Genomic DNA, 20,793 nt, shown 5'->3' with positions numbered 1-20,793 from the left:
GTTAGTTTCCTTTATTTCCCTTGGTTCCACGGTTTCCTTTATTGTCGGTATTATTTTGCTGATTTTCTGAGTCATTCGATCTTTCGGGCATGTTACTTGGGTCAAAATTCTCAGGCATGTTGCCCTTTTCAAATCCCTCAGGCATATTGCTGGGATCGAAGTTCTCAGGCCTCTGGGATGAATCGTCGTTTCCTGACTGGTCACCATTTGGACCACCCTGTCCGCCTCTGCCGCCAAATCCGCCTTGTCCGCCGGGGCCACCGCCCGGTCCTCCAAAGGTCATGGAGTTGGTGATTTCTGTAACCTCTTCGCCGTTAACTGTGACTGTGCCGCCGTTTATCTGAGCCTCGCCGTCGAAATCAAAGGCAAACTGTGCAGTGATATCCACTGTGCCGCCATTGATGTAGAGATTGCCGTTAGCATCAAGGGCGTCGGTGTCGCCGGAACCCATATTGACCGTAAGCTCTCCGCCGTTTATCTCTATTACGACGTTGTACTGACTGCTCTTATTTGATGCGTTGATACCATCGTCACTGGCTTCAATGCTGATTTTTCCATCGTTTATCTGTACGAAGGTGGCTTCAAGTCCCTCAGAAGCTGATATTTCAAAGGTTCCACCATCCATCATCAGAACAGTGGTTGCCTGGATGCCGTCATCGGAGGCTGTAATATCAAAGGTGCCTCCTGAGATATAGATATAACCAAGGGAATCGTCATCTGAATTTTCACTGTGGAGAGCATCTTTTTTAGCATTTATGGTAAAAGAGCCATCGCTTATCCTTATGGAATCCTTAGCTTCAATGGCATCCTCTTCGGAAGTGATATAGTAGGTGCCTCCGGTGAACTTCACGTCGTCTTTTCCTGAGATGCCGTTGGCTGTTGATGTGATGGTAAGTGTTCCTGTTCCGTTAAATACCACATCGTCCTTGGAATAGATCACTGCGTCTGTGTTGTTGTCGCCGTCTGCGGTGAAGGCTCCTGTAACGGTAAGAGTATTTTCGGAATCCGTAGTTGTTATAAACACCTTGTCTGCAGCCTTTACATAGATCGCAGGACTGTCTGCATTTGTTATTGAAACTCCGTCCAGCACCAGCTGAACTTTGGCTGAATCCGCATCAACGATTATGGAGCTGTCTGTTGCCGTTCCCCGGATCACATATACGCCTTCGCTGTCTATCGCTACATCTTTACCACTCTCTAATGTGATATAGGTGGCATCTGTAAGGTCAGCTTCCTGCTCAAGATCCCTATCACTGAACATTTCCTCGGAATTAAGAAGCCCGGAGGTTGCTGTCACAGCATCGCCGCTTGAAAGGTATTCTGTAGATCTGTTCTCGCCCTGAGTTCGCTCTTCGGGGGAAGCCTGGTCACCTGAACCTGCGTTGTCCTGAGATTCTTTTGTATCAGTTGAAACTGTCACGCTATCGGTAGATCCCGAAGTACTTGCTCCGCAGCCGCCTACAACCAGCGCAGTGCTAAGGAACAATATTGCCAGAAATCTATTTTTTCTCTTCATGATTGTTTTCTCGCTTTCTTTGAAGTGTATTTTTGTTATCTGATGATGCCATTCTATTAGCGCTACCTAAAACAAACCTAAAGAAAAAAATAAAGAAAGTATAAATAAAAGGCACTTTTTTGCTGAAAAGGCTATGTTGGTTTAAGTGAGGATGCGATATAATTGGTGCACTACTGCATCTGAATGGATGAAAAAAGTTTGGGAGGAAACCTATGAGTAAGTATGAAACGCTGTCCGCGGAGGATATAGCCAAGAGATATAGGATTTTCAGAGTCCTGAGGCATATAGCCACAGCAGTATTTGTTCTTTTTGTGGCACTTGATCTGTTTGTGATTATATTTTCATTAGTAAATGGAATTGAACTGACCTTTGCTCTTGAGTACTTAGGCAACACTGCAAAAGCCGGAGTTTTGATCATATTCTGTATGCTGTGGTTTGGGATAAGAGACATGGCTCAAAGAGCCGGAATGTCCAAGATAGGATGGGCCTACGGCGATTATGAAAAGAGTAAGCAGCTGTACACAATCCTGGGTGATAAAATAAAGAACAGAAAACTCAGGAACTATTTCAGATACATGAAGGCCAGAGCCTGTGCAGCCCTAAAGGAATATGACGAAGTCGTGACACTTTTGAATCAGCAGGGAGACAAGCATATTGCAGCAGGTTCCAAGTATAACGAGTATCTTCTACTTGAAGACGCTCATTTCCGCACCAACAATTATGCAGAATTTGAAAATGTACACTCCAAATCCATCGAGGCAGCGGGGAAACTTGGCGACAAGAAATACTACAAATGGCTCATCGAATGCAATAATAAATTATATGATGCAAGAAAAGCCTTCATCGATAAGGACTACGAGAACTCCAAAAAACTCTACGATGAAACCCTGCAGATCCTGCGTCAGAAAGAATATGGCTCATTAAACGCCGACATAGCACTCACAAGCTACGAAGCCGCCAAAGTCTCCTTCGAACTTGGCGATACAGACGACGCCTACCACAAAGCCCGCACCGCCGTAGAACTCGGCAAAACCGGCTGGTTCGCTAAGGAAGCCGCAGAAATGCTGGAGAAAATTAAGCCCGAGAAGTCATAATGCTTCTAAGACAATATGAAGATATTTAATTAAACATTGAAGTAAATAAAGAAGAGAATTTTAGAGAATACTAAAAGGATCATAGACTAATACATCATTTCACCAATGAGGATAGTTCTAATTGATGCACGCAAAAAAATGCACCATTAAGAACCGTCCCCATTGGTGAATTTTTTGTTCCAACGCGCAGCAAATCCGGAGGCAGGGGGCATGGAGGTGGCAGGCAGATAGAAATATTCGCCTGTGAAAGAGCGTATAGATTCATGAGCATTTCAAAAAGGTCCCGACGGGTCTGTTCGCAGCTCATTTGTCTGACGTCCGGCCAGATACCATCCGGGAAACCATATTAGTATAATCCGGACGGAGTTTATGAGTTGCAGACCCGTCGGGGCCTTTTTAAAATGCCATGTAATCTAAGCGAAAGAGGGGCGAATATTTCTATCTGCCTGCCACCTCCACGCCCCCGGTCTCTGGGTTAGCGTCCGGGAAACCAATAATCAATTCGGATCATTCGACTCCAGGTGACGCTCCTCGAGGAGTTGTTCCATGAGGAGGAGGTGATCTTTGTCCATTACGGGGTTGCTCTTGGGAAGGGATTTGCGGTAGGCTGACGGAGTTATCTTCTTTTCCTGCCGAAATGCCTTGGAGAACACCAGCGGATCCGTATATCCGCAGGATAGAGCAATCGACTCGATAGGCAGCTGCGTCAGCTGCAGAAGCTCAGTGGCCTTCGATATGCGATAGCTCGTCAGATACTGCTGAGGCGAGATGCCAAGAGTTTTTTCAAATAATGTATATAAGTAGCTGCGGTTGATGCAGACATAGTTTGCGATGTCCGTAACCTTGATGGGGTTGCAGTAGTTGCTGCGAACGAAGGCCTGGGCCTTGGATACATAATAATTGGCACTACCGGAATCGCTTCTTTGAGTAACACTGATACCGCTGGCTATTACTGATAAAAACAGCGACAGAAGTCCGTTTCTTCTAAGGGAATCCTCTACCGAGAAGGTGTTGTGATCCATCATATCTTTTACCAGATCATAGATGGCGTTGCCGGCGCTACTCTTAAATACCGGCTGTTGCAGGGAGAGCCCCAGCTGCGAAACAATATCCTGCGCTCTTTTTCCACCAAATCCAACCCATACGTAGGTCCAGGGATCCTTTTCATCGGAAACATAGTAGGCAAGCTCATCCGGCACAATAAGAAACCCGTAGTCCTTCTCCAAAGGATAGGTCTCTCCTCCTATATTAAAGCTTCCCTTGCCACTCATTATGAAATGTATCATGAAATGGGGCTTCAACGCAGGGCCGAAACTGTGGCCCGGAAGTGTCTGCGAAATACCGCAGCAATATACGTAAAGATCGTCGGATTCTTCGGTGTTAAATAGCAACTTATAGGCTTTTTCCATTGAATAACCTCTGATAAACTGATAATCAGTGAAACTGTCTTAAAACCACATTTAATATGATAGCATAAAAACACAGATTTCATTGTTATTTTGAAACGAATGCTGTAAAATTGTGAAATGTAAAAGTGTAATTATTTTGGAGGAAGAAGTGGATAAACAGACACAGGACCTGATTGATGCAGGTAATGATATTTTAAAAAGTGTGTCCAGCGCCATAGACAGGAATGACTACAGTACGCTGGCCGCAGACATCAGCAGGACTCTTAAAACAGTTAGTATAGAGAAGAGAACAACTTACGCAAGCAGGAACTACAGCCAGGTACGCAGAAACAACTACACCTACGTGAACAGGGCACCTCAGGTTAAGAGAGTCAACTATCCGTTTTTGCAGAAGAGAGTCAGCAGATACAGCGGACTGGGACAGCTTATCGCAGGAGCCACAGTGGGACTTGCAGTAGTTTTTCCCACCTTTGCAGCAATGATCGCAGCGAATCTTATACCCGGAATTGCTATCAGCGGAGCTTTTCTTGTAGCATGTACCTTCATTTCATGCAGAGGAATCAGAAAGCTTCAGATGTCCAAGAAGCTCTATCAATACGGTAACATTCTTAAGGAAGCTGAATATTTCAAGATCAGTGATCTTGCCAAGGTCACCCTCAAGACTGATGAAGAGGTTCTTAAGGATATCAAGGCACTTATTAAAGAGGGATATGTACCAAGGGCCAAGCTTGATTCTTCCGAGACCACCTGTATGATCACAGACAACGCATATCAGATGTACCTCGGAGCCGAGCAGGACAGACTTGCCCGTGAGCAGAAGGAACAGAACAAGCAGAAGGCTGAGGTTACCCGCAGCAAGAACCTTTCCAAGGATCAGGCAATTATCGCTGAGGGCGAGGAATATGTTAAGTTCGTCAGAGAGATCAATGACGTTATTCCTGATACAGACGAAATGTCCAACAAGCTGTACCGCCTTGAGAATATCATGAACAGGATCTTTGCACAGGTTGAGAAGGATCCCGACAGTGCGGAAGAGCTTCACAAGCTGATGAACTATTATCTCCCCACCACCAAGAAGCTTCTTACGGCTTATGTAGAGCTGGACAAACAGCCTGATGTGGGCGAGAACATCACCAAGACCAAGAAAGAGATCGACGCAGCAATGGATACCATCAATGAGGCTTTTGAGAACCTTCTTGACAGCCTTTTCCAGGATATGGCGTGGGATATTTCTTCGGATATTTCCGTTATGAAGTCAATGATGGCTCAGGACGGACTTACTACTGAGGGGCAGGGAGTTGCAGCCCAGATGCAGATGAAACAGTAAACAATATTAGTTTAAATAAATGTATGAATCGGAGGAGAAAGTAATGGCAGATCTTGAATTCGGAGCAGCACCCGCTGCACCTACATTATCATTTGGAGCAGAGGCAGCCGAGGCAGTAGCTGAGGCACCTAAGGCAGAGGCACCCAAGGACAACGGCAACATCGCTCTGGAGGCACAGCTCACACCTGAAGAGCTCAAGCAGGTTGAGGATTTCAGCAAGCAGATTGATATCAACAACAGCACAGGAATTATGAACTTCGGTGTTGGAACACAGAAGAAGCTCGCTGATTTCTCAGAGAAGGCTATCGACAATGTTAAGACCAAGGACATGGGCGAAGTTGGAGACATGATCACAGGCCTTGTTACTCAGCTTAAGAGCTTCGAAATCGATGAGGATGAGAAGGGTCTTAAGGCTCTTTTCAAAAAGAGTGCAAACAGAGTCGAGGCTATGAAGGCTAAATATGCCAAGGTTGAGACCAATGTTCAGACCATCAGCAACGAGCTGGAGAGACATCAGGTTACCCTTATGAAGGACGTTGAGCTTCTCGACAGAATGTATGACCTTAACCTCAACTACTACAAGGAACTGTCAATGTACATCCTTGCCGGTAAGAAGAGACTTGAAGAGGAGCGCACCACAACACTTGTAGAGCTTCAGAAGAAGGCTGCTGAGTCAGGACTTCCTGAGGATGCTGAGAAGGCTAAGGACTTCGCAAGTAAGTGCGACAGATTTGAGAAAAAGATCTACGACCTTGAGCTTACAAGAACCATTGCAATGCAGACAGGTCCTCAGATCCGTATGGTACAGAGCTCAGACACAGTAATGGCTGAGAAGATCCAGTCAACCATCGTTAACACAATTCCTCTTTGGAAGAACCAGATGGTTATCGCAATCGGTATCGAGCACGCTACACAGGCAGCTCAGGCCGAGAGAGAGGTTAATGATATGACCAACAAGCTTCTTCGCAAGAACGCTGATGCTCTTAAGGTTGCTACAATCGAGAGCGCCAAGGAAGCTGAGAGAGGAATCGTTGATATCGAGACCCTCAAGCACACCAATGAGACACTTATCACAACCCTTGATGAAGTACTCAAGATCCAGACAGAAGGTAAGACCAAGAGACGTGAGGCCGAGGCTGAGCTTTCACAGATCGAGTCACAGCTTAGAGACAAGCTCCTTGAGGCTGCTAAGACACAGAACCAGTAATACGGGGATTATAAGAATAAACGGAAGGCGGTATGAGAATTATCTCATACCGCCTTTTTTGATCAAGAAAATTAACATTATGACTGATTATTCAAACAAAGTGATATTTATGGGAAGGTGTATAATATGGTATATATAAAGCAAGATAACAAATAAAAATAATTTGGAGTTAAACATAACAACACATAACATTAGGAGGGTATTGTGATCGATCAGAGCATGAAGCAGGCCGTACTTGACGGATTTAAGGCGCAGTTTGGCGAGAAAGAGGGCGTTAAGGCATACTTTGCACCGGGACGTGTGAATCTCATCGGTGAGCATACGGATTACAACGGAGGACATGTTTTTCCCTGTGCACTGACAATCGGAACTTATGGCGCCGCAGCTAAGAGAGAGGACAGAACAATCAGACTGTTTTCCATGAATCTGGACAGGTTCGGGGTATATGAGGTTTCTCTTGATGATATCGAGACCCCTTCACCCAAGGCAGGATGGACCAATTATCCCCTGGGAGTTGTATGGGCCTTTGCCAAAAGAGGAATGAAGCTTGATAAGGGCTTCGATATGGTTATCAACGGAAATATCCCCAACGGTTCGGGACTTTCTTCATCAGCTTCACTGGAGGTTCTCACAGGATTTATCTTAAGAGATCTGTATGGCTTTGAAGTATCCAATCAGGACATTGCTCTTATCGGACAGTACTCAGAGAATAACTACAACGGCTGTAACTGCGGTATCATGGACCAGTTTGCTTCCGCTATGGGCAAAGAGAATAACGCTATCTTCCTTGATACAGCAGATCTTTCATTTGAATATGCTCCGATCAAGCTTGAGGGCGCCAAGATTGTTATCGCCAACACCAACAAGAAGCACAAACTCACAGATTCCCAGTACAACGCAAGACGCAGCATGTGCGAGGAGGCTCTTGCAATTCTTCAGAAGAGCCTTGATATCAAAGGACTTGGCGATCTTTCAATCGAAGAATTTGAGGCCAACAAGCATCTTTTGACAGACCCTGATATGCAGAAGAAGGCTAAGCACGCCGTATACGAGAATCAGCGCACAATTGAAGCGGTTAAGGCTCTTAAGGACGGAGACATTGAGCACTTCGGCAAGCTTATGAGACAGTCCCATGAGTCCCTTCGTGATGACTACGATGTTACCGGCATCGAGCTTGATACCCTTGCTGAGGAAGCCTGGAAGATTCCCGGAGTTATCGGATCCAGAATGACAGGTGGCGGCTTCGGCGGCTGCACAGTTTCTATCGTAAAAGACGAGGCAATTGAGAATTTCAAGAAGACTGTAGGCGAGGAGTATCGTAGGAAGATTGGCTACGATGCAACCTTCTACACAGTCGAGATCGGTAACGGACCTCAGGTAATCTAAGAAAAAAGTGCGCCGTGAGTCAATGGGGACGGCGCACTTTTGGCAATAAGAAAGGAAGAAAAAATGAAGATTCAGGAAGCTATAAATAATCTTGCTGCCTACGCTCTTAAAACAGGTCTTATAGAAAAAGAAGACATCATCTACACCATCAATTCTCTGCTGATTCGGCTGGGAATTGATGCTGCGGAGTTTGACAAAGCAGATATAATCGCCATTGCGGACAAGATCCCGGCAAACGGCATCGAGGACGGAACATACCTTGAGGAAGTCCTTAAGGTTCTTGACGACTATGCTGCAGAAAACGGTCTTATCGAAAATAACAGCGTTGTCTACAGAGATCTATTCGATACTAAACTCATGGGCGAAGTAACTGAGAGGCCAAGTGCAGTGATTAAGCGCTTCAATGAGCTGTACAAAGAAAGCCCGGAGAAGGCTACGGATTACTATTACAATTTTTCCAAGAATACAGATTACATCAGAAGATATCGTATCTCCAAGGATATGAAGTGGATCGCACCCACGGAGTACGGGGATCTTGATATCACCATCAACCTCTCCAAGCCTGAGAAGGACCCCAAGGCCATCGCTGCAGCAAGAAACGCCAAGCAGTCAGGCTATCCCAAGTGTCAGCTGTGCTGGGAAAATGAGGGCTATTCGGGAAGAGTCGACCATCCCGCCAGGGAGAATCACAGGATCATCCCCGTAACCATCAATGGAAGCGATTGGGGATTCCAGTATTCACCTTATGTATACTACAACGAGCACTGCATCGTGTTTAACTCGCAGCATATTCCCATGAAGATTGAGCATGACACATTCTGCAAGCTCTTTGACTTTGTTAAGCAGTTCCCCCACTATTTCGTGGGATCAAATGCTGATCTTCCGATCGTTGGAGGCTCAATCCTTAGCCACGACCATTTCCAGGGCGGACATTACACCTTTGCCATGGCGAAAGCACCTGTGGAAAAAGAGTTTGCGGTTAAGGGCTTCGAGGATGTTAAGGCCGGAATTGTAAAGTGGCCCATGTCTGTTATCAGACTTTCCGGCCCGGATACACAGAGAATCATTGCCCTTGCGGATGTGATCCTTGAGAAGTGGAGAGGCTATAGCGATGAAGCCGCATTTATTTTCGCTGAGACCGACGGTACTCCTCACAATACCATCACTCCCATAGCCAGAAAAAGAGGCGATAACTACGAGCTGGATCTGGTGCTTAGAAATAACATCACCACCGACGAGCATCCTCTTGGAGTTTATCATCCCCATGCAGAGCTTCATCATATAAAAAAGGAAAATATCGGTCTTATCGAAGTAATGGGACTTGCGGTTCTGCCGGCAAGACTTAAGGGTGAGATGGCTGATCTGAAAGAAGCAATTCTTACGGGAAAAGATCTTAGGGCCGATGAAGTGCTGGAAAAGCACGCTGATTGGGTAGATGCCTTCAGCAAGAAGTATGACAAAATAGATCAAGATAATATTGACGAGATTGTCCGGAATGAAATCGGTGAAGTGTTCATGCATGTCCTTGAAGATGCCGGAGTTTATAAGAGAACCCCGGAGGGACAGGCGGCATTTATGAGATTTGTAGAGAGTATATAATGAGCTAAATGGTGGTTGTGAGTCAATGGGGACGGTTCTTGCTGACTCACGAAGCGAGTCAGCAAGAACCGTCCCCATTGACTCACAACCACCCCATTCATTCAGGCTGCGGTTCAACTCCCTCGGCTGCCAGCATATTCAGTATCTGATTGCGGCTGAGGGCATTTAAGTTCTTGGCTATAGGAAGGAGACCTTCAAGCTTTTCCTTTATCCTGGCTTCGTTGTAGCCAAGCTTGGTCTTGTACATATCTATAAGAAGTCTGTAGGTTGCAGAGATGTCTGTTCTTGTTTTGACAGCAAATTCCAGAACATGACAGGCATCCTCGAAGCGGCCTGCGTTGTAGAGGGCTTCGCCCCATTTCTGCAGTGATACCACAAGGGCTGTATAGTTCTGATCATACTGTGAAAGAGCAGTGATATTGGCTGTTCCGTATTCCAGTTTGAGATCTGTGTTGGTAATTCCTGTAAAATTCACGATCTTTTCGTCTTTGAGAGCAAGAACTTCCTCTTCTGCAGCTTCAAGCGTTGCGTTGTCCTCAGCTGTTCCGAAGGGAAGAAGGTCAACAGGGATGTGAATGTACTCAAGGGCATCCAGACTTTTTTTTCTGACATTATTGGATTCACGTTCTCTGTCCCAGAAATTTTGTTCTTTTTGTTCAAACTTTCTGGAGGTCCTTCTCATGCCGATTGCAGCGAATACGCACATCAGTATGAAGCTTGCTAAAATGGGGAATTTCATCTATAATATCCTTTCAGTAAAATCATGGATTCTCTTTTTACATAATAGCACAGAGGAAGCATTATGAAAAAATTTTTTGGCGGAGCGGTTCTTGTGATACTGCTGACATTCCTATTGCCGGGAGTGTGCTCACAGGCAGCTGATTCAAGGACTATCGCAAACGGTGTTTATATCGGAACCGTGGATGTTTCAGGCATGACAGTGAGTGAAGCTCAGGCTGCCGTTGACAGCAGAGTCCAGCAGCTAAGGGACAGAGAGCTTGTGCTTGAAGCTTCAGCGGATCAATCCATAACAATTACAGGCGCAGATCTTGGTATCGCCTGGGACAACAGGTTTGTTGCGAACCAGGCTTATCAGCTCGGACATCAGGGCAATATCGTTCAGAGATACAAGGCGTTGAAGGACCTTGAGAAGTCCAATCAGGTCTACGAGCTCAAGCTTTCCTATAACAATGAGGCTCTGCAGGAAGTACTGGGAAGATGCAGCGAGAGCTTTAATAAAGAGAAGGTTAACTTCACCTTATCCAGAACCGAAGAGGGATTCAATATATCAGACGGTCAGATCGGTTACCTGGTCGATACAGATGAATCCGCCAATGTTATCAAAAATGTTATCAGCAGCGAGTGGAGCGAAGATGCAGAGCATATTCAGCTCTCCGTAAAAGAGGACAAGCCACTCGGAAGCCATGAAGAACTTGCCATGGTCAAGGATGTCCTTGGTACCTTCACCACCAGCTATAAAACCTCGGGTTCAGCCAGAAGTGCCAATGTTGCCAACGGCTGCTCACTTTTAAACGGAACAACGATCTATCCCGGGGAGGAACTTTCAGTACTTGATAAGATTACTCCTTTTACTGAGGCCAACGGATATTTTCCCGCAGGCTCATACCTCAACGGACTTGTGGTTGAGAGTGTTGGTGGCGGTATCTGCCAGGTTTCAACAACGCTTTACAACGCAGTTCTCTTGGCAGAGCTTGAAGTTACAGAGCGTCATAACCACTCTATGATCGTCAACTATGTTTCACCTTCCGCAGATGCGGCTATTGCCGAGTCCGGAGGTAAGAACTTCAGATTTGTTAATAATACGGAACATCCTATTTATATAGACGGATACACAACGCCGGATAAGCACATTACCTTCACTGTGTACGGAGTTGAGACAAGACCTGCCAGCCATCAGGTATCTTATGAGAGTGAGGTTCTTGAGACGATTCCAGCTTCCGCCGATGATTTCAGATTTGACGGATCACAGGGCGTTGGCTATGTGGGCGTTCAGTCAGCTCACGTCGGCTATAAGGCACAGCTCTGGAAGGTTGTTAAGGAAGACGGTGTTGTAACAGAGAAGACTGTGGTAAACAGCAGCACCTACAAGATGGTGCCCAGAATCGTGACTATCGGAACCGCAGGCGCTGATGATGGTGCAATGGCACAGCTTAACACAGCGGTAGCAACAGGCGATGTCAACACGGTCAAGGCTGTGGCAGGTGCAATCCTCGGAGCAAGACAGGCCGCAGGCACAGAGAATGCAGCAGCCGCCAATCAGGCAGCCCAGGATGCAGTGAACGCCGCCAACGCACAGCTTGCCGCCCAGGCAGCAGCCGCTCAGGCAGCAGCCGCTCAGGCTGAGGCACCGTCAGAGGACCTGGAGTCAGTTAACAGCAACGGGTAATCATTACCTGATAAACGAGTGATCTTGATATGAGAATCGGAAAAATAACAGAGAACGCTTTGAAACGCTCAGTTTTGAAGCCATTGAAGACAGAATACAAAAAGAATGCGAGCGCAGCTGTAGGGACAGACTGCGCTTTTTCTTCAAATAGACGGGTTTTTTCCGCCACAAGCCCCATGGCGGCGGATGCGACGGATGCCGGCTTCTATGCGGTAACCAAGGCAATTAACAGTATTGTGTGCCAGGGAATCACACCGGATCATGTGACAGTTTCGGTGCTGCTTGATCCCGATTCAGAGGAGCAGACACTTAAGAAAATAGTAGCAGACTGTCTTGAAGCCTGCAAAGAAGCAGGTGTACCCTACGCCGGCGGTCACACAGAGGTTACAACTGCAGTGAACAGACCGGTTATTACCGCAACCTGCGTAGGCTATGCGGAAGGCGCTTCAGATGAGGAGAAGACCTTTTTTGAAGCTAAGGGTAAGGCCGGACAGGCCATTGTCATCAGCAAGTGGGCAGGCCTTGAGGGCACAGCCATGTTGGCAAAGGATCGCTATGACGAGCTTATAACCAGATACCCTGCTCCCTTTATTGACGGCGCTGTCAGATTTAAGGAAATGGTAAATATCGGCAGAGAGGCTGCAGTCGCGATGAAGGCCGGAGCCTTGAGTATCCATGACGCTTCAAACGGCGGTATTTTTGCCGCACTCTGGGAGCTGTCAGGTAGAGCAGGCTGCGGTCTGAAAGTGGATTTAAAGGCAATTCCCATCAGACAGGAAACAATTGAGATCTGCGAATTCTTTGAGATCAATCCATATCAGCTATTGTCAGGAGGCGCACTTCTTTTTACCGCAGATGACGGTGAGAGGCTTGCAGATGCCCTCAGGGAAGAAGGAATTCCCGCGGCAGTGGTGGGTTTTTTGCAGGAAGGAAACGACAAGATCATTGTAAATAATGACGAGACCAGGTTCCTTGACATGCCTCAGACTGACGAAATACACAAGGTTTTGGGCTGAGGGAAATTGCCGCTTTAGTAATGTACTAAAGTATAGTAAGATTAAAAGAAAGTAGCGTAGACGAGTGTTTAAATAGGAGATTATTAATGGGGACAAGAGAAGAAATCCTTAAAGTTATTGAGAAAAACAGCCGCATCGAAATCAAGGAGCTTGCGGTTTTGATCGGAGCAGAGGAGATCACTGTGGCTAATGAGCTTAAAGCCATGGAGGAAGAGGGCGTTATCTGCGGCTTCAACACAATGATCGACTGGTCCAAGACTGATATCGAGAGAGTAGATGCACTTATCGAGGTTAAGGTTACTCCCACAAGAGGCCTTGGCTTTGACAGCATCGCTGAGAGAATCTATAAATATCCCGAGGTGACCAGTGTTTATCTTATGAGCGGCGGCTTTGACCTTATGGTAATCGTTGAGGGCAAGAGTCTTCAGGAGGTTGCGGGTTTTGTTAACAACAAGCTGGCAGTTCTTGATACCGTTCAGAGCACAGCCACCCATTTCATCCTTAAGAAATACAAGGACCACGGAACAATACTGGCTAAGCAGTACGAAGATACAAGGGAGATGATGTCATTATGAGAAATCCCATAGGAAGTAAAGTTGTAGACATCAAGCCCTCGGGTATCAGGAAGTTTTTTGACATAGTTCATGAGACAGAGGGGGCTATTTCGCTTGGTGTCGGCGAGCCGGACTTCGATACGCCCTGGCACATAAGAGACGAGGGCATTTATTCATTGGAGAAGGGCAGAACCTTCTACACCTCCAATTCAGGACTTATTGAGCTTAGAAAAGAGGTTTCGAATTATATTAAGAGAACTCAGGGAATCGACTATGATCCTATGAGCGAGGTGTTCATCACTGTTGGTGGATCCGAGGCAATCGACCTGGCTTTCCGCGCAATGATAGATCCCGGGGATGAGGTTCTTATCCCGCAGCCCAGCTACGTATCCTACGAGCCCTGTGCTATTTTGGCAGATGCCAAGCCCGTTATTATTGAGTTAAAAGAGGAAAATGAATTCCGTCTGACCGCTGAGGAGGTTCTGGAGAAGGTAACGGACAAGACCAAGATTCTTGTACTGCCTTTCCCCAACAATCCCACAGGTGCCATCATGGAAAAAGAGGACCTGGAGAAAATCGCCAAGGTTGTCATCGAAAAGGACCTCTATGTTTTGTCAGATGAGATATACGGAGAGCTTTCCTACAAGAGTAAGCACGTATCCATCGCATCCCTTCCGGGAATGAGAGAGAGAACTATTCTCATCAACGGTTTTTCCAAGGCCTATGCCATGACCGGCTGGAGACTTGGCTACGCCTGCGGACCGGAAGTTATCATGAAGCAGATGGTCAAGATCCATCAGTACGCCATCATGTGCGCTCCCACCACCAGCCAGTATGCTGCGGTAGAGGCACTTAAGAACGGCGACGAGGATGTTAAGGTTATGCGCGAGGAGTACAACAGGAGAAGAAGATATCTTCTGAATGAGTTCAAGAGACTTGGTCTTCCCTGCTTTGAGCCTTACGGAGCATTCTACGTATTTCCCTGCATCAAGAAGTTCGGTATGAGCAGCGACGAATTCTGCACCAGACTCCTTCAGGAAGAGAAACTGGCGGTAGTTCCCGGCAGTGCCTTCGGCGACTGCGGTGAGGGCTACATCCGTATCTCCTACGCCTACTCCCTTGAGAACCTCAAGACAGCAATGGGACGACTGGAGAGATTTATTTCTAAATTTTAATGATAGAGCCACTAAGGGGCCTGTCCCCATCAACAAATTGTGAACTTCACATACTGGCGGAGTTCATTGTTGTTCACAGTTTGTTAATGGGGACAGGCCCCTTTATTGCTGTTTTTGTGGTAATCAACACTGTTAATTGGAAATAATTGTGGTTTTACATCCCATAGTGTTGTATTATTCTCTAGCTATAAGACGCTTATGAGCGTTATAAGCTAAGGAGATACGGAATGAAGAACAGGATTATCGCCCTTTTACTGTGCATGAGCATGGCAGGAACAGCAATGGGCTGTGGGGCAAAGGGGAATGATGACAGAAATAATGAGGCAGAAGCCAAAGAGGCAGTGGAGGAGTTGATTTCACAACTTGGTTCCGGGCAGGAGTCCTCGCAGGAAGCTGATAACGTGGTGGAGGCAGATGCTGAAGATACTACGGGAACAGTGGCTTCGACTGATCTTGGCGAGGTATATGTTACAAGATATTCTGCTGGCAGTGAATTGTTCATGTGTGACAGCGATGAGTTCTACAAGAACCTTATGCTGACCAGTATTGATGCAAAGCTTGCTCTAGCTGAAAAAGGCGAATATATCGGATTTCAGAGTGAAGTGTGGAACGAGAAGATAGAAGGAACCATCGCTTCACTCAAGGAATCGGGGAAGCTTAGCGATTCCGATAAGGAAAAACTGGATGAGATAGAGGCACAGTGGTCTGATTTCGATACAAGATACCGTAAGCTCTGGGGAGAATTGTACGATGCAGACGGATACATACACGGAAGTATGTACCGTGAGATGGAAACAGATGTCGCCGCCTGCAAGTACGAGCTGTTCGAAGGAGCACTGATGGCTCTTGAGTATGAGGTTACAGGAAGCAACAAGCTTACACTTAGTGTCCTTTCGGAGGATAGTGACCTTAGTAGCGTACAAGACTATGATTTTGAGGACGTCTCTGTGTGCATGGAGGCAGGTTCTGATTTCATGGAGATGGTCGAGGAGACAGGACTTCTGACCATGGGTGAGCATGAATGGCGTAATATTGCAGCTGACAGTGCCAAGATCATGAAGGAGATTGGCTCTGAAGAGTCCGATGGAAGCCCTTATGTAGTTAATTACGTTCGCCTTACCAAACTTATGAATGAGCTTGAGGAGAGCGTATCAGGTAACTCAGACAAAGCCTTGGCCCTTAGGGAACATCGTTTTAAACTGCTGGCCATTGAAATGCTTAATCTGCAGGCTCTCATGTTAAGAGATGTTGAGGGATTGGCTGATGGCGATGTCATGAATGCAGGATTTGTTGATGAAGCAAAGGAATGCTATCACATTGGCATTCAGAGGCCTTACGAGGTTGAAGGAGAGTATTATCATTTCTTTGACTGCTTCTTTGCTGATGGCACCTACACGGGCGTTTTTTACCCATCTAAAAAAGATGATGTCAGCTCCGACAGATATGTTAATAGCGGCTGCGACTTTAGCTGCGAATATATAGACGTTACCTTTGATGGTCACGAGGACATCGTGATATCTTTGGGAGCTGCGGGGAACTGCTTAGTACATTGTGCTTATGTCTATGACAATGGCGAATTTACATATGTGAAGTCATTCGAGAACATACCTGACTATAGAATAGATGAGGAAGCACAGTGCATTACCGGTATGGGCTATGACGGCAGTGAGCATAGCTACATTTATGACAATGGAGAATTTGTGGAGAAATAATATGGCTGAAGAAAAGAAAACACATAAGAAATCCAAGAAGAAAAAACGACATATTTTCAGGAATATTATCCTTTTCATGATCGTATTTGTATTATGGTTTGAGATTCCTGTTACGGAGGAGATTCATATTGATGACGGCGGCAATGAACAAGAGCAGCCTGCCCGCTTTGCATTGGTGACAGATCTTCATTCCTGTTATTACGGAAAAAACCAGAAGACTCTTGTAAAGATGCTTAAGAAGGGAAAGGCAGATGCAGTGCTGCTGTCCGGAGATATTTTTGACAACAAGTTTGGCGATAAGAATGCCAAGATATTTCTGGAGCAGATTGCTGATTCATATCCATGCTTTTACGTTGCGGGTAATCATGAGTTCTGGAGTGACAGCATGGATGAGTGGAAGGAATATCTGCGGGGCATAGGCGTTACTGTTCTTGAAGGCAACTTCGAAACCATCGAGATCAAGGGGAAAACCTATGAAATATGCGGCGTTGATGATCCTACCTACATGTCAGATGATGAATGGAGAGCTCAGCTGGACGGTGCATATTCAGGATCAGATAATTACAAGATCCTCTTATCTCACAGACCGGAGAGGGTAGATTTCTATGATGACTACAATTTTGACCTTGTGGTCTGCGGACACGCCCACGGAGGACAGTGGATAAATCCTTTTATCGGCCTTGGAACCTTGGCTCCGGATCAGGGATATTGGCCTAAATATGTGGACGGTCTCTACACCCTCAGTAACGGAACCAATATGGTAGTCAGCAGAGGCCTTTGCCGCGAGAGGATGCCCTACCCCAGATTTTTTAATCATCCGGAGATTGTGATGATTGAAATATAGGAACTTGCATATTTTTTATATTAGTAGTAGAATGTGTGCAATATGTAATAAAGGCTGTGACGAAGACAGTAACAGGTAAGGGAAAGCTCCAGAGAGCTGCCGGAAGGTGCGAGGCAGTGCAAGTAACTACCAGGTGAAAATCACTTCTGAGCTGCGGGATTGAAGGTAATATCAGTAGATTCCGACGTTGGCTTTGGCGTTAACGAAGCGCGTATTCAACCGCAGTTTTGCGGCGCGTATGTGTAAACAGGTGGTACAACGAAGTATATTATTAGCCTCGTCCTTTTTACAAGGGACGGGGCTTTTTATATTTGCGTGTGATGAAAGGAGAGAGTATGTATAACAAAGTCGAAACTGACATGAATTTTGTCGGCAGAGAAAAACAGATTGAAGAGTTCTGGAAAAAAGAAAACATATTCCAGAAGAGTGTGGACACAAGAAGCAAGGGTGAGATGTATATGTTCTATGACGGACCCCCTACAGCTAACGGTAAGCCCCACATCGGACACGTGCTTACCCGTGCCATCAAGGATATGATTCCTCGTTACAGAACAATGAAGGGTTATACAGTTCCCCGTAAGGCAGGCTGGGACACACACGGTCTTCCTGTTGAGCTTGAGGTTGAGAAGCTTCTTGGCCTTGACGGCAAGGAGCAGATCGAAGAGTACGGTATGGAGCCTTTCATCAAAAAATGTAAGGAATCCGTATGGAAATACAAGGGAATGTGGGAGGATTTCTCCGGCACAGTAGGTTTCTGGGCTGATATGGAGCACCCCTACATCACCTATGATGACAATTTCATTGAGTCCGAGTGGTGGGCTCTTAACGAGATCTGGAAAAAGGGTCTTCTCTACAAGGGCTTCAAGGTAGTTCCTTACTGCCCTCGCTGTGGTACCCCTCTTTCATCTCACGAGGTAGCACAGGGCTACAAGGTTCTTAAGGAGCGCACAGCTGTTGTTCGCTTCAAGGTTAAGGGCGAGGATGCATATTTCCTTGCATGGACAACCACACCCTGGACACTTCCTTCAAACATCGGCCTCTGCGTAAACCCTGACGAGAAGTACGTTAAGGTTAAGGCAGCAGACGGCTATACATATTACCTTGCAGAGGCTCTGGCTGATACAGTTCTTGGCTCTCTGGCAAAAGAGGAAGGTCAGAAGGCCTACGAGGTTCTTGAAACCTACGTTGGAACAGACCTTGAGTATAAGGAATATGAGCCTCTTTACCAGTGCGCAGCTGACGAGGCTGAGAAGCAGCACAAGAAGTGCTTCTTCATCTACTGCGACAACTATGTAACTATGTCAGACGGTACCGGTATCGTACATATCGCTCCCGCCTTCGGTGAAGACGACGCAAGAGTTGGTCGTAAGTACGACGCTCCTCTTGTACAGATGGTTGACGGCGAAGGCCGCCTTAAGCCTGAGACTCCTTTTGCAGGCTACAGATGTAAGCCCACTCAGAAGGAAATCGATGAGGGGGCAGTAAGTGCCGATCCTGAGGTACTTAAGGACCTCGACAGCAGAAGCCTTCTCTTCTCTGCACCTAAGATGGAGCACGATTATCCTCACTGCTGGAGATGTTCAACACCTCTTATCTACTATGCTCGTTCATCATGGTTCATCAAGGTTACAGAGGTAAAGGACGATCTTATCCGCAATAACAAAGAGATCAACTGGGTTCCCGAGTCAATCGGTAAGGGACGTTTCGGCGACTGGCTTGAGAACATCCAGGATTGGGGTATCTCCCGTGACAGATACTGGGGAACACCTCTTAATATCTGGGAGTGCGATGACTGCGGTCACCAGCTTTCAGTAGGTTCCAGAAAAGAGCTGGCTGAGCTTTCAGGAGACCCGTCCGCTGAGACCACAGAGCTTCATAGGCCCTATATCGATCAGTTCGAGATCACCTGCCCTAAGTGCGGTAAGAAGATGCACAGGGTAAAAGAGGTTATCGACTGCTGGTTTGATTCAGGAGCAATGCCTTTTGCACAGCTCCACTATCCATTTGAGAACAAGGAGCTCTTCGAGAAGCAGTTCCCCGCTGAGTTCATCTCAGAGGCTGTAGACCAGACAAGAGGATGGTTCTACTCACTTCACGCAGAGGCTACACTTCTTTTCAACAAGCCTGCATTTAAGAACGTTATCGTTCTTGGTCTTGTTCAGGATGAGAACGGACAGAAGATGAGTAAGTCAAAGGGCAACGCTGTTGATCCCTTCGACGCTCTTGAGAAATACGGCGCAGATGCCATCAGATGGTATTTCTACACCAACTCAGCACCCTGGCTTCCTTCAAGATTCTCAGGAGATGCTGTTATGGAAGGACAGCGCAAGTTCCTTGGTACACTGTGGAACACCTACGCATTCTTCACACTGTATGCTAATATCGACGGATTCGATGCAGCTAACTACAAGCTGGAGCTTGATAAGCTCACCGTTATGGACAAGTGGCTTCTTAGTAAGCTTAACAGCTGCGTAAAAGCTGTAGATGAGAACCTTAATAACTATAGAATTCCTGAGGCTGGTAAGGCTCTTGACAACTTTGTCGACGAGATGTCCAACTGGTATGTACGCCGCAGCCGTGAGAGATTCTGGGCTAAGGGAATGGAGCAGGACAAGATTTCTGCTTACATGACACTTTACACAGCTCTTGTTACAGTATCCAAGGTAGCTGCTCCCATGGTTCCTTTCATGACAGAGCAGATCTACCAGAACCTTGTAAGAAAGAGCTTTGCAGATGCACCTGAATCAATCCACCTTTGCGACTTCCCTGCAGTAGATGAGTCTCTCATCGACGCTAAGCTTGAGAAGGACATGGAGGAAGTTCTTGATATCGTAGTTCTTGGACGTGCCGGCAGAAATGCAGCCAACATCAAGAACCGTCAGCCTATCGGACAGATGTATGTTAAGGCTGAGCAGACAGTAGGTGAGTTCTACACAGATATCATCAGAGAAGAGCTCAATGTTAAGAATGTTGCCTTCACAGATGACGTTCGCGACTTTACAAGCTACACCTTCAAGCCACAGCTTAAGACCTTGGGACCTAAGTATGGTAAGAACATCGGAGCAATCAAGGCTTACCTTGAAACTCTCGACGGAAATGCAACCATGGATGAGCTAGGCACTAACGGCTCCATCAAGTTCAATGTCAACGACGTTGACGTAGAGCTTGTCAAGGAGGATCTCCTTATCGAGATGGCTCAGAAGGAAGGCTTCATTTCTCAGGAGAACTGGGGAATCACAGTGGTTCTTGATACCAACCTTTCAGAGGAGCTTATCAAGGAAGGTTTCGTCCTTGAGGTTATCAGTAAGGTTCAGACCATGCGTAAGGATTCAGGCTTCGAAGTAATGGATCACATCAAGGTTTCACTTAACGGTAACGACAAGCTTGCTGAGATTGTTAAGGCCAACGAGAGCAGCATCTCCACCAAGGTCCTTGCAAACGAGGTGGTATACGGATCTGACGTTGCTAACGCAAAAGAGTGGGATATCAACGGCGAGAAGGTTACTATCGGCGTTGAGAAGGTTTAATTATCTGAAGACATAAGATA

General features: G+C 46.4%; 15 protein-coding genes and 1 other annotated feature. Of the genes, 12 read left to right on the top strand and 3 right to left on the bottom strand.

All coding sequences use genetic code 11. The annotated features are described in order from the left end of the window. Position 1: 1 nt before the first annotated feature. Complete coding sequence (locus G588_RS19455) at positions 2 to 1,516, bottom strand: carbohydrate-binding domain-containing protein (protein WP_022777989.1); 1,515 nt, start codon at positions 1,514 to 1,516, stop codon at positions 2 to 4. Positions 1,517 to 1,728: 212 nt separating this feature from the next. Between G588_RS19455 and G588_RS0106680 the strand changes: the two genes are divergently transcribed. Beyond that, positions 1,729 to 2,610 (top strand): hypothetical protein, encoded by an 882-nt coding sequence (locus tag G588_RS0106680; RefSeq protein ID WP_022777988.1) that lies wholly within the window; start codon positions 1,729 to 1,731, stop codon positions 2,608 to 2,610. Between the two features lie 497 nt (positions 2,611 to 3,107). Here G588_RS0106680 and G588_RS0106675 read toward each other — a convergent pair whose 3' ends face one another. After that, positions 3,108 to 4,019, bottom strand: a complete 912-nt coding sequence (locus G588_RS0106675; RefSeq protein ID WP_022777987.1) for an AraC family transcriptional regulator — start codon at positions 4,017 to 4,019, stop codon at positions 3,108 to 3,110. A gap of 148 nt (positions 4,020 to 4,167) precedes the next feature. On the opposite strand from G588_RS0106675, the gene G588_RS21370 reads away from it, so the two are divergent. The 4 genes from G588_RS21370 (at position 4,168) to galT (ending at position 9,538) form a co-directional block, all read left to right on the top strand. Then, on the top strand, positions 4,168 to 5,346 hold the full coding sequence (locus tag G588_RS21370) for a 5-bromo-4-chloroindolyl phosphate hydrolysis family protein (protein ID WP_022777986.1): 1,179 nt from the start codon (positions 4,168 to 4,170) through the stop codon (positions 5,344 to 5,346). 43 nt (positions 5,347 to 5,389) lie between these two features. Further along, a complete protein-coding gene (locus G588_RS0106665) occupies positions 5,390 to 6,553 on the top strand; it encodes a toxic anion resistance protein (RefSeq protein WP_022777985.1) in 1,164 nt (387 codons plus the stop codon). A gap of 219 nt (positions 6,554 to 6,772) precedes the next feature. Then, a complete protein-coding gene (locus G588_RS0106660; protein ID WP_026668629.1) occupies positions 6,773 to 7,939 on the top strand; it encodes a galactokinase in 1,167 nt (388 codons plus the stop codon). A 63-nt stretch (positions 7,940 to 8,002) separates the two neighbouring features. Further along, positions 8,003 to 9,538 carry a UDP-glucose--hexose-1-phosphate uridylyltransferase gene (galT, locus tag G588_RS0106655; RefSeq protein ID WP_022777983.1) on the top strand — a complete coding sequence of 512 codons (1,536 nt, stop codon included), beginning with the start codon at positions 8,003 to 8,005 and terminating at the stop codon, positions 9,536 to 9,538. Positions 9,539 to 9,635: 97 nt separating this feature from the next. Here the strand turns inward: galT and G588_RS0106650 are convergent, their stop codons facing one another. After that, a complete protein-coding gene (locus tag G588_RS0106650; RefSeq protein ID WP_022777982.1) occupies positions 9,636 to 10,277 on the bottom strand; it encodes a hypothetical protein in 642 nt (213 codons plus the stop codon). A gap of 63 nt (positions 10,278 to 10,340) precedes the next feature. Between G588_RS0106650 and G588_RS0106645 the strand changes: the two genes are divergently transcribed. From G588_RS0106645 to ileS, 7 genes are all read left to right on the top strand, one after another. Further along, the gene (locus tag G588_RS0106645; protein WP_022777981.1) at positions 10,341 to 11,945 is read left to right on the top strand and encodes a VanW family protein; all 1,605 of its coding nucleotides are present in this window, start codon (positions 10,341 to 10,343) and stop codon (positions 11,943 to 11,945) included. 83 nt (positions 11,946 to 12,028) lie between these two features. Then, positions 12,029 to 12,961 (top strand): AIR synthase related protein, encoded by a 933-nt coding sequence (locus tag G588_RS0106640; protein WP_196804955.1) that lies wholly within the window; start codon positions 12,029 to 12,031, stop codon positions 12,959 to 12,961. 86 nt (positions 12,962 to 13,047) lie between these two features. Continuing rightward, positions 13,048 to 13,536, top strand: coding sequence for an Lrp/AsnC family transcriptional regulator (locus G588_RS0106635; protein WP_022777979.1), 489 nt, complete (start codon positions 13,048 to 13,050; stop codon positions 13,534 to 13,536). Next, a complete protein-coding gene (locus G588_RS0106630) occupies positions 13,533 to 14,690 on the top strand; it encodes an aminotransferase class I/II-fold pyridoxal phosphate-dependent enzyme (protein ID WP_022777978.1) in 1,158 nt (385 codons plus the stop codon). Before G588_RS0106635 ends, G588_RS0106630 begins: the two co-directional genes overlap by 4 nt. A gap of 227 nt (positions 14,691 to 14,917) precedes the next feature. After that, positions 14,918 to 16,402: an XAC2610-related protein gene (locus tag G588_RS0106625; protein ID WP_022777977.1), complete on the top strand. Its 1,485-nt coding sequence runs from the start codon at positions 14,918 to 14,920 to the stop codon at positions 16,400 to 16,402. A 1-nt stretch (position 16,403) separates the two neighbouring features. Next, complete coding sequence (locus G588_RS0106620) at positions 16,404 to 17,246, top strand: metallophosphoesterase (RefSeq protein ID WP_022777976.1); 843 nt, start codon at positions 16,404 to 16,406, stop codon at positions 17,244 to 17,246. A 47-nt stretch (positions 17,247 to 17,293) separates the two neighbouring features. Further along, positions 17,294 to 17,534, top strand: a binding site (T-box leader). Positions 17,535 to 17,581: 47 nt separating this feature from the next. After that, the gene (gene ileS / locus G588_RS0106615; protein ID WP_022777975.1) at positions 17,582 to 20,773 is read left to right on the top strand and encodes an isoleucine--tRNA ligase; all 3,192 of its coding nucleotides are present in this window, start codon (positions 17,582 to 17,584) and stop codon (positions 20,771 to 20,773) included. Positions 20,774 to 20,793 lie beyond the last annotated feature (20 nt).

Source organism: Butyrivibrio sp. AE3009 (assembly GCF_000420845.1).
Lineage (GTDB): Bacteria > Bacillota > Clostridia > Lachnospirales > Lachnospiraceae > Butyrivibrio.
The sequence above is the reverse complement of the archived record's forward strand: the minus strand, read 5'-3'. Positions and strand labels throughout refer to the sequence as shown.

Bases quoted from the DNA above. Each gene is read 5' to 3' on its own strand.
- G588_RS0106650 (WP_022777982.1), bottom strand. From the start codon at position 10,277: ATGAAATTCCCCATTTTAGCAAGCTTCATACTGATGTGCGTATTCGCT.
- ileS (WP_022777975.1), top strand. From the start codon at position 17,582: ATGTATAACAAAGTCGAAACTGACATGAATTTTGTCGGCAGAGAAAAA.
- G588_RS0106635 (WP_022777979.1), top strand. From the start codon at position 13,048: ATGGGGACAAGAGAAGAAATCCTTAAAGTTATTGAGAAAAACAGCCGC.
- G588_RS19455 (WP_022777989.1), bottom strand. From the start codon at position 1,516: ATGAAGAGAAAAAATAGATTTCTGGCAATATTGTTCCTTAGCACTGCG.
- G588_RS0106665 (WP_022777985.1), top strand. From the start codon at position 5,390: ATGGCAGATCTTGAATTCGGAGCAGCACCCGCTGCACCTACATTATCA.
- G588_RS0106625 (WP_022777977.1), top strand. From the start codon at position 14,918: ATGAAGAACAGGATTATCGCCCTTTTACTGTGCATGAGCATGGCAGGA.
- G588_RS0106630 (WP_022777978.1), top strand. From the start codon at position 13,533: ATGAGAAATCCCATAGGAAGTAAAGTTGTAGACATCAAGCCCTCGGGT.
- G588_RS0106620 (WP_022777976.1), top strand. From the start codon at position 16,404: ATGGCTGAAGAAAAGAAAACACATAAGAAATCCAAGAAGAAAAAACGA.
- G588_RS0106660 (WP_026668629.1), top strand. From the start codon at position 6,773: ATGAAGCAGGCCGTACTTGACGGATTTAAGGCGCAGTTTGGCGAGAAA.
- G588_RS0106680 (WP_022777988.1), top strand. From the start codon at position 1,729: ATGAGTAAGTATGAAACGCTGTCCGCGGAGGATATAGCCAAGAGATAT.
- G588_RS0106645 (WP_022777981.1), top strand. From the start codon at position 10,341: ATGAAAAAATTTTTTGGCGGAGCGGTTCTTGTGATACTGCTGACATTC.
- galT (WP_022777983.1), top strand. From the start codon at position 8,003: ATGAAGATTCAGGAAGCTATAAATAATCTTGCTGCCTACGCTCTTAAA.
- G588_RS0106675 (WP_022777987.1), bottom strand. From the start codon at position 4,019: ATGGAAAAAGCCTATAAGTTGCTATTTAACACCGAAGAATCCGACGAT.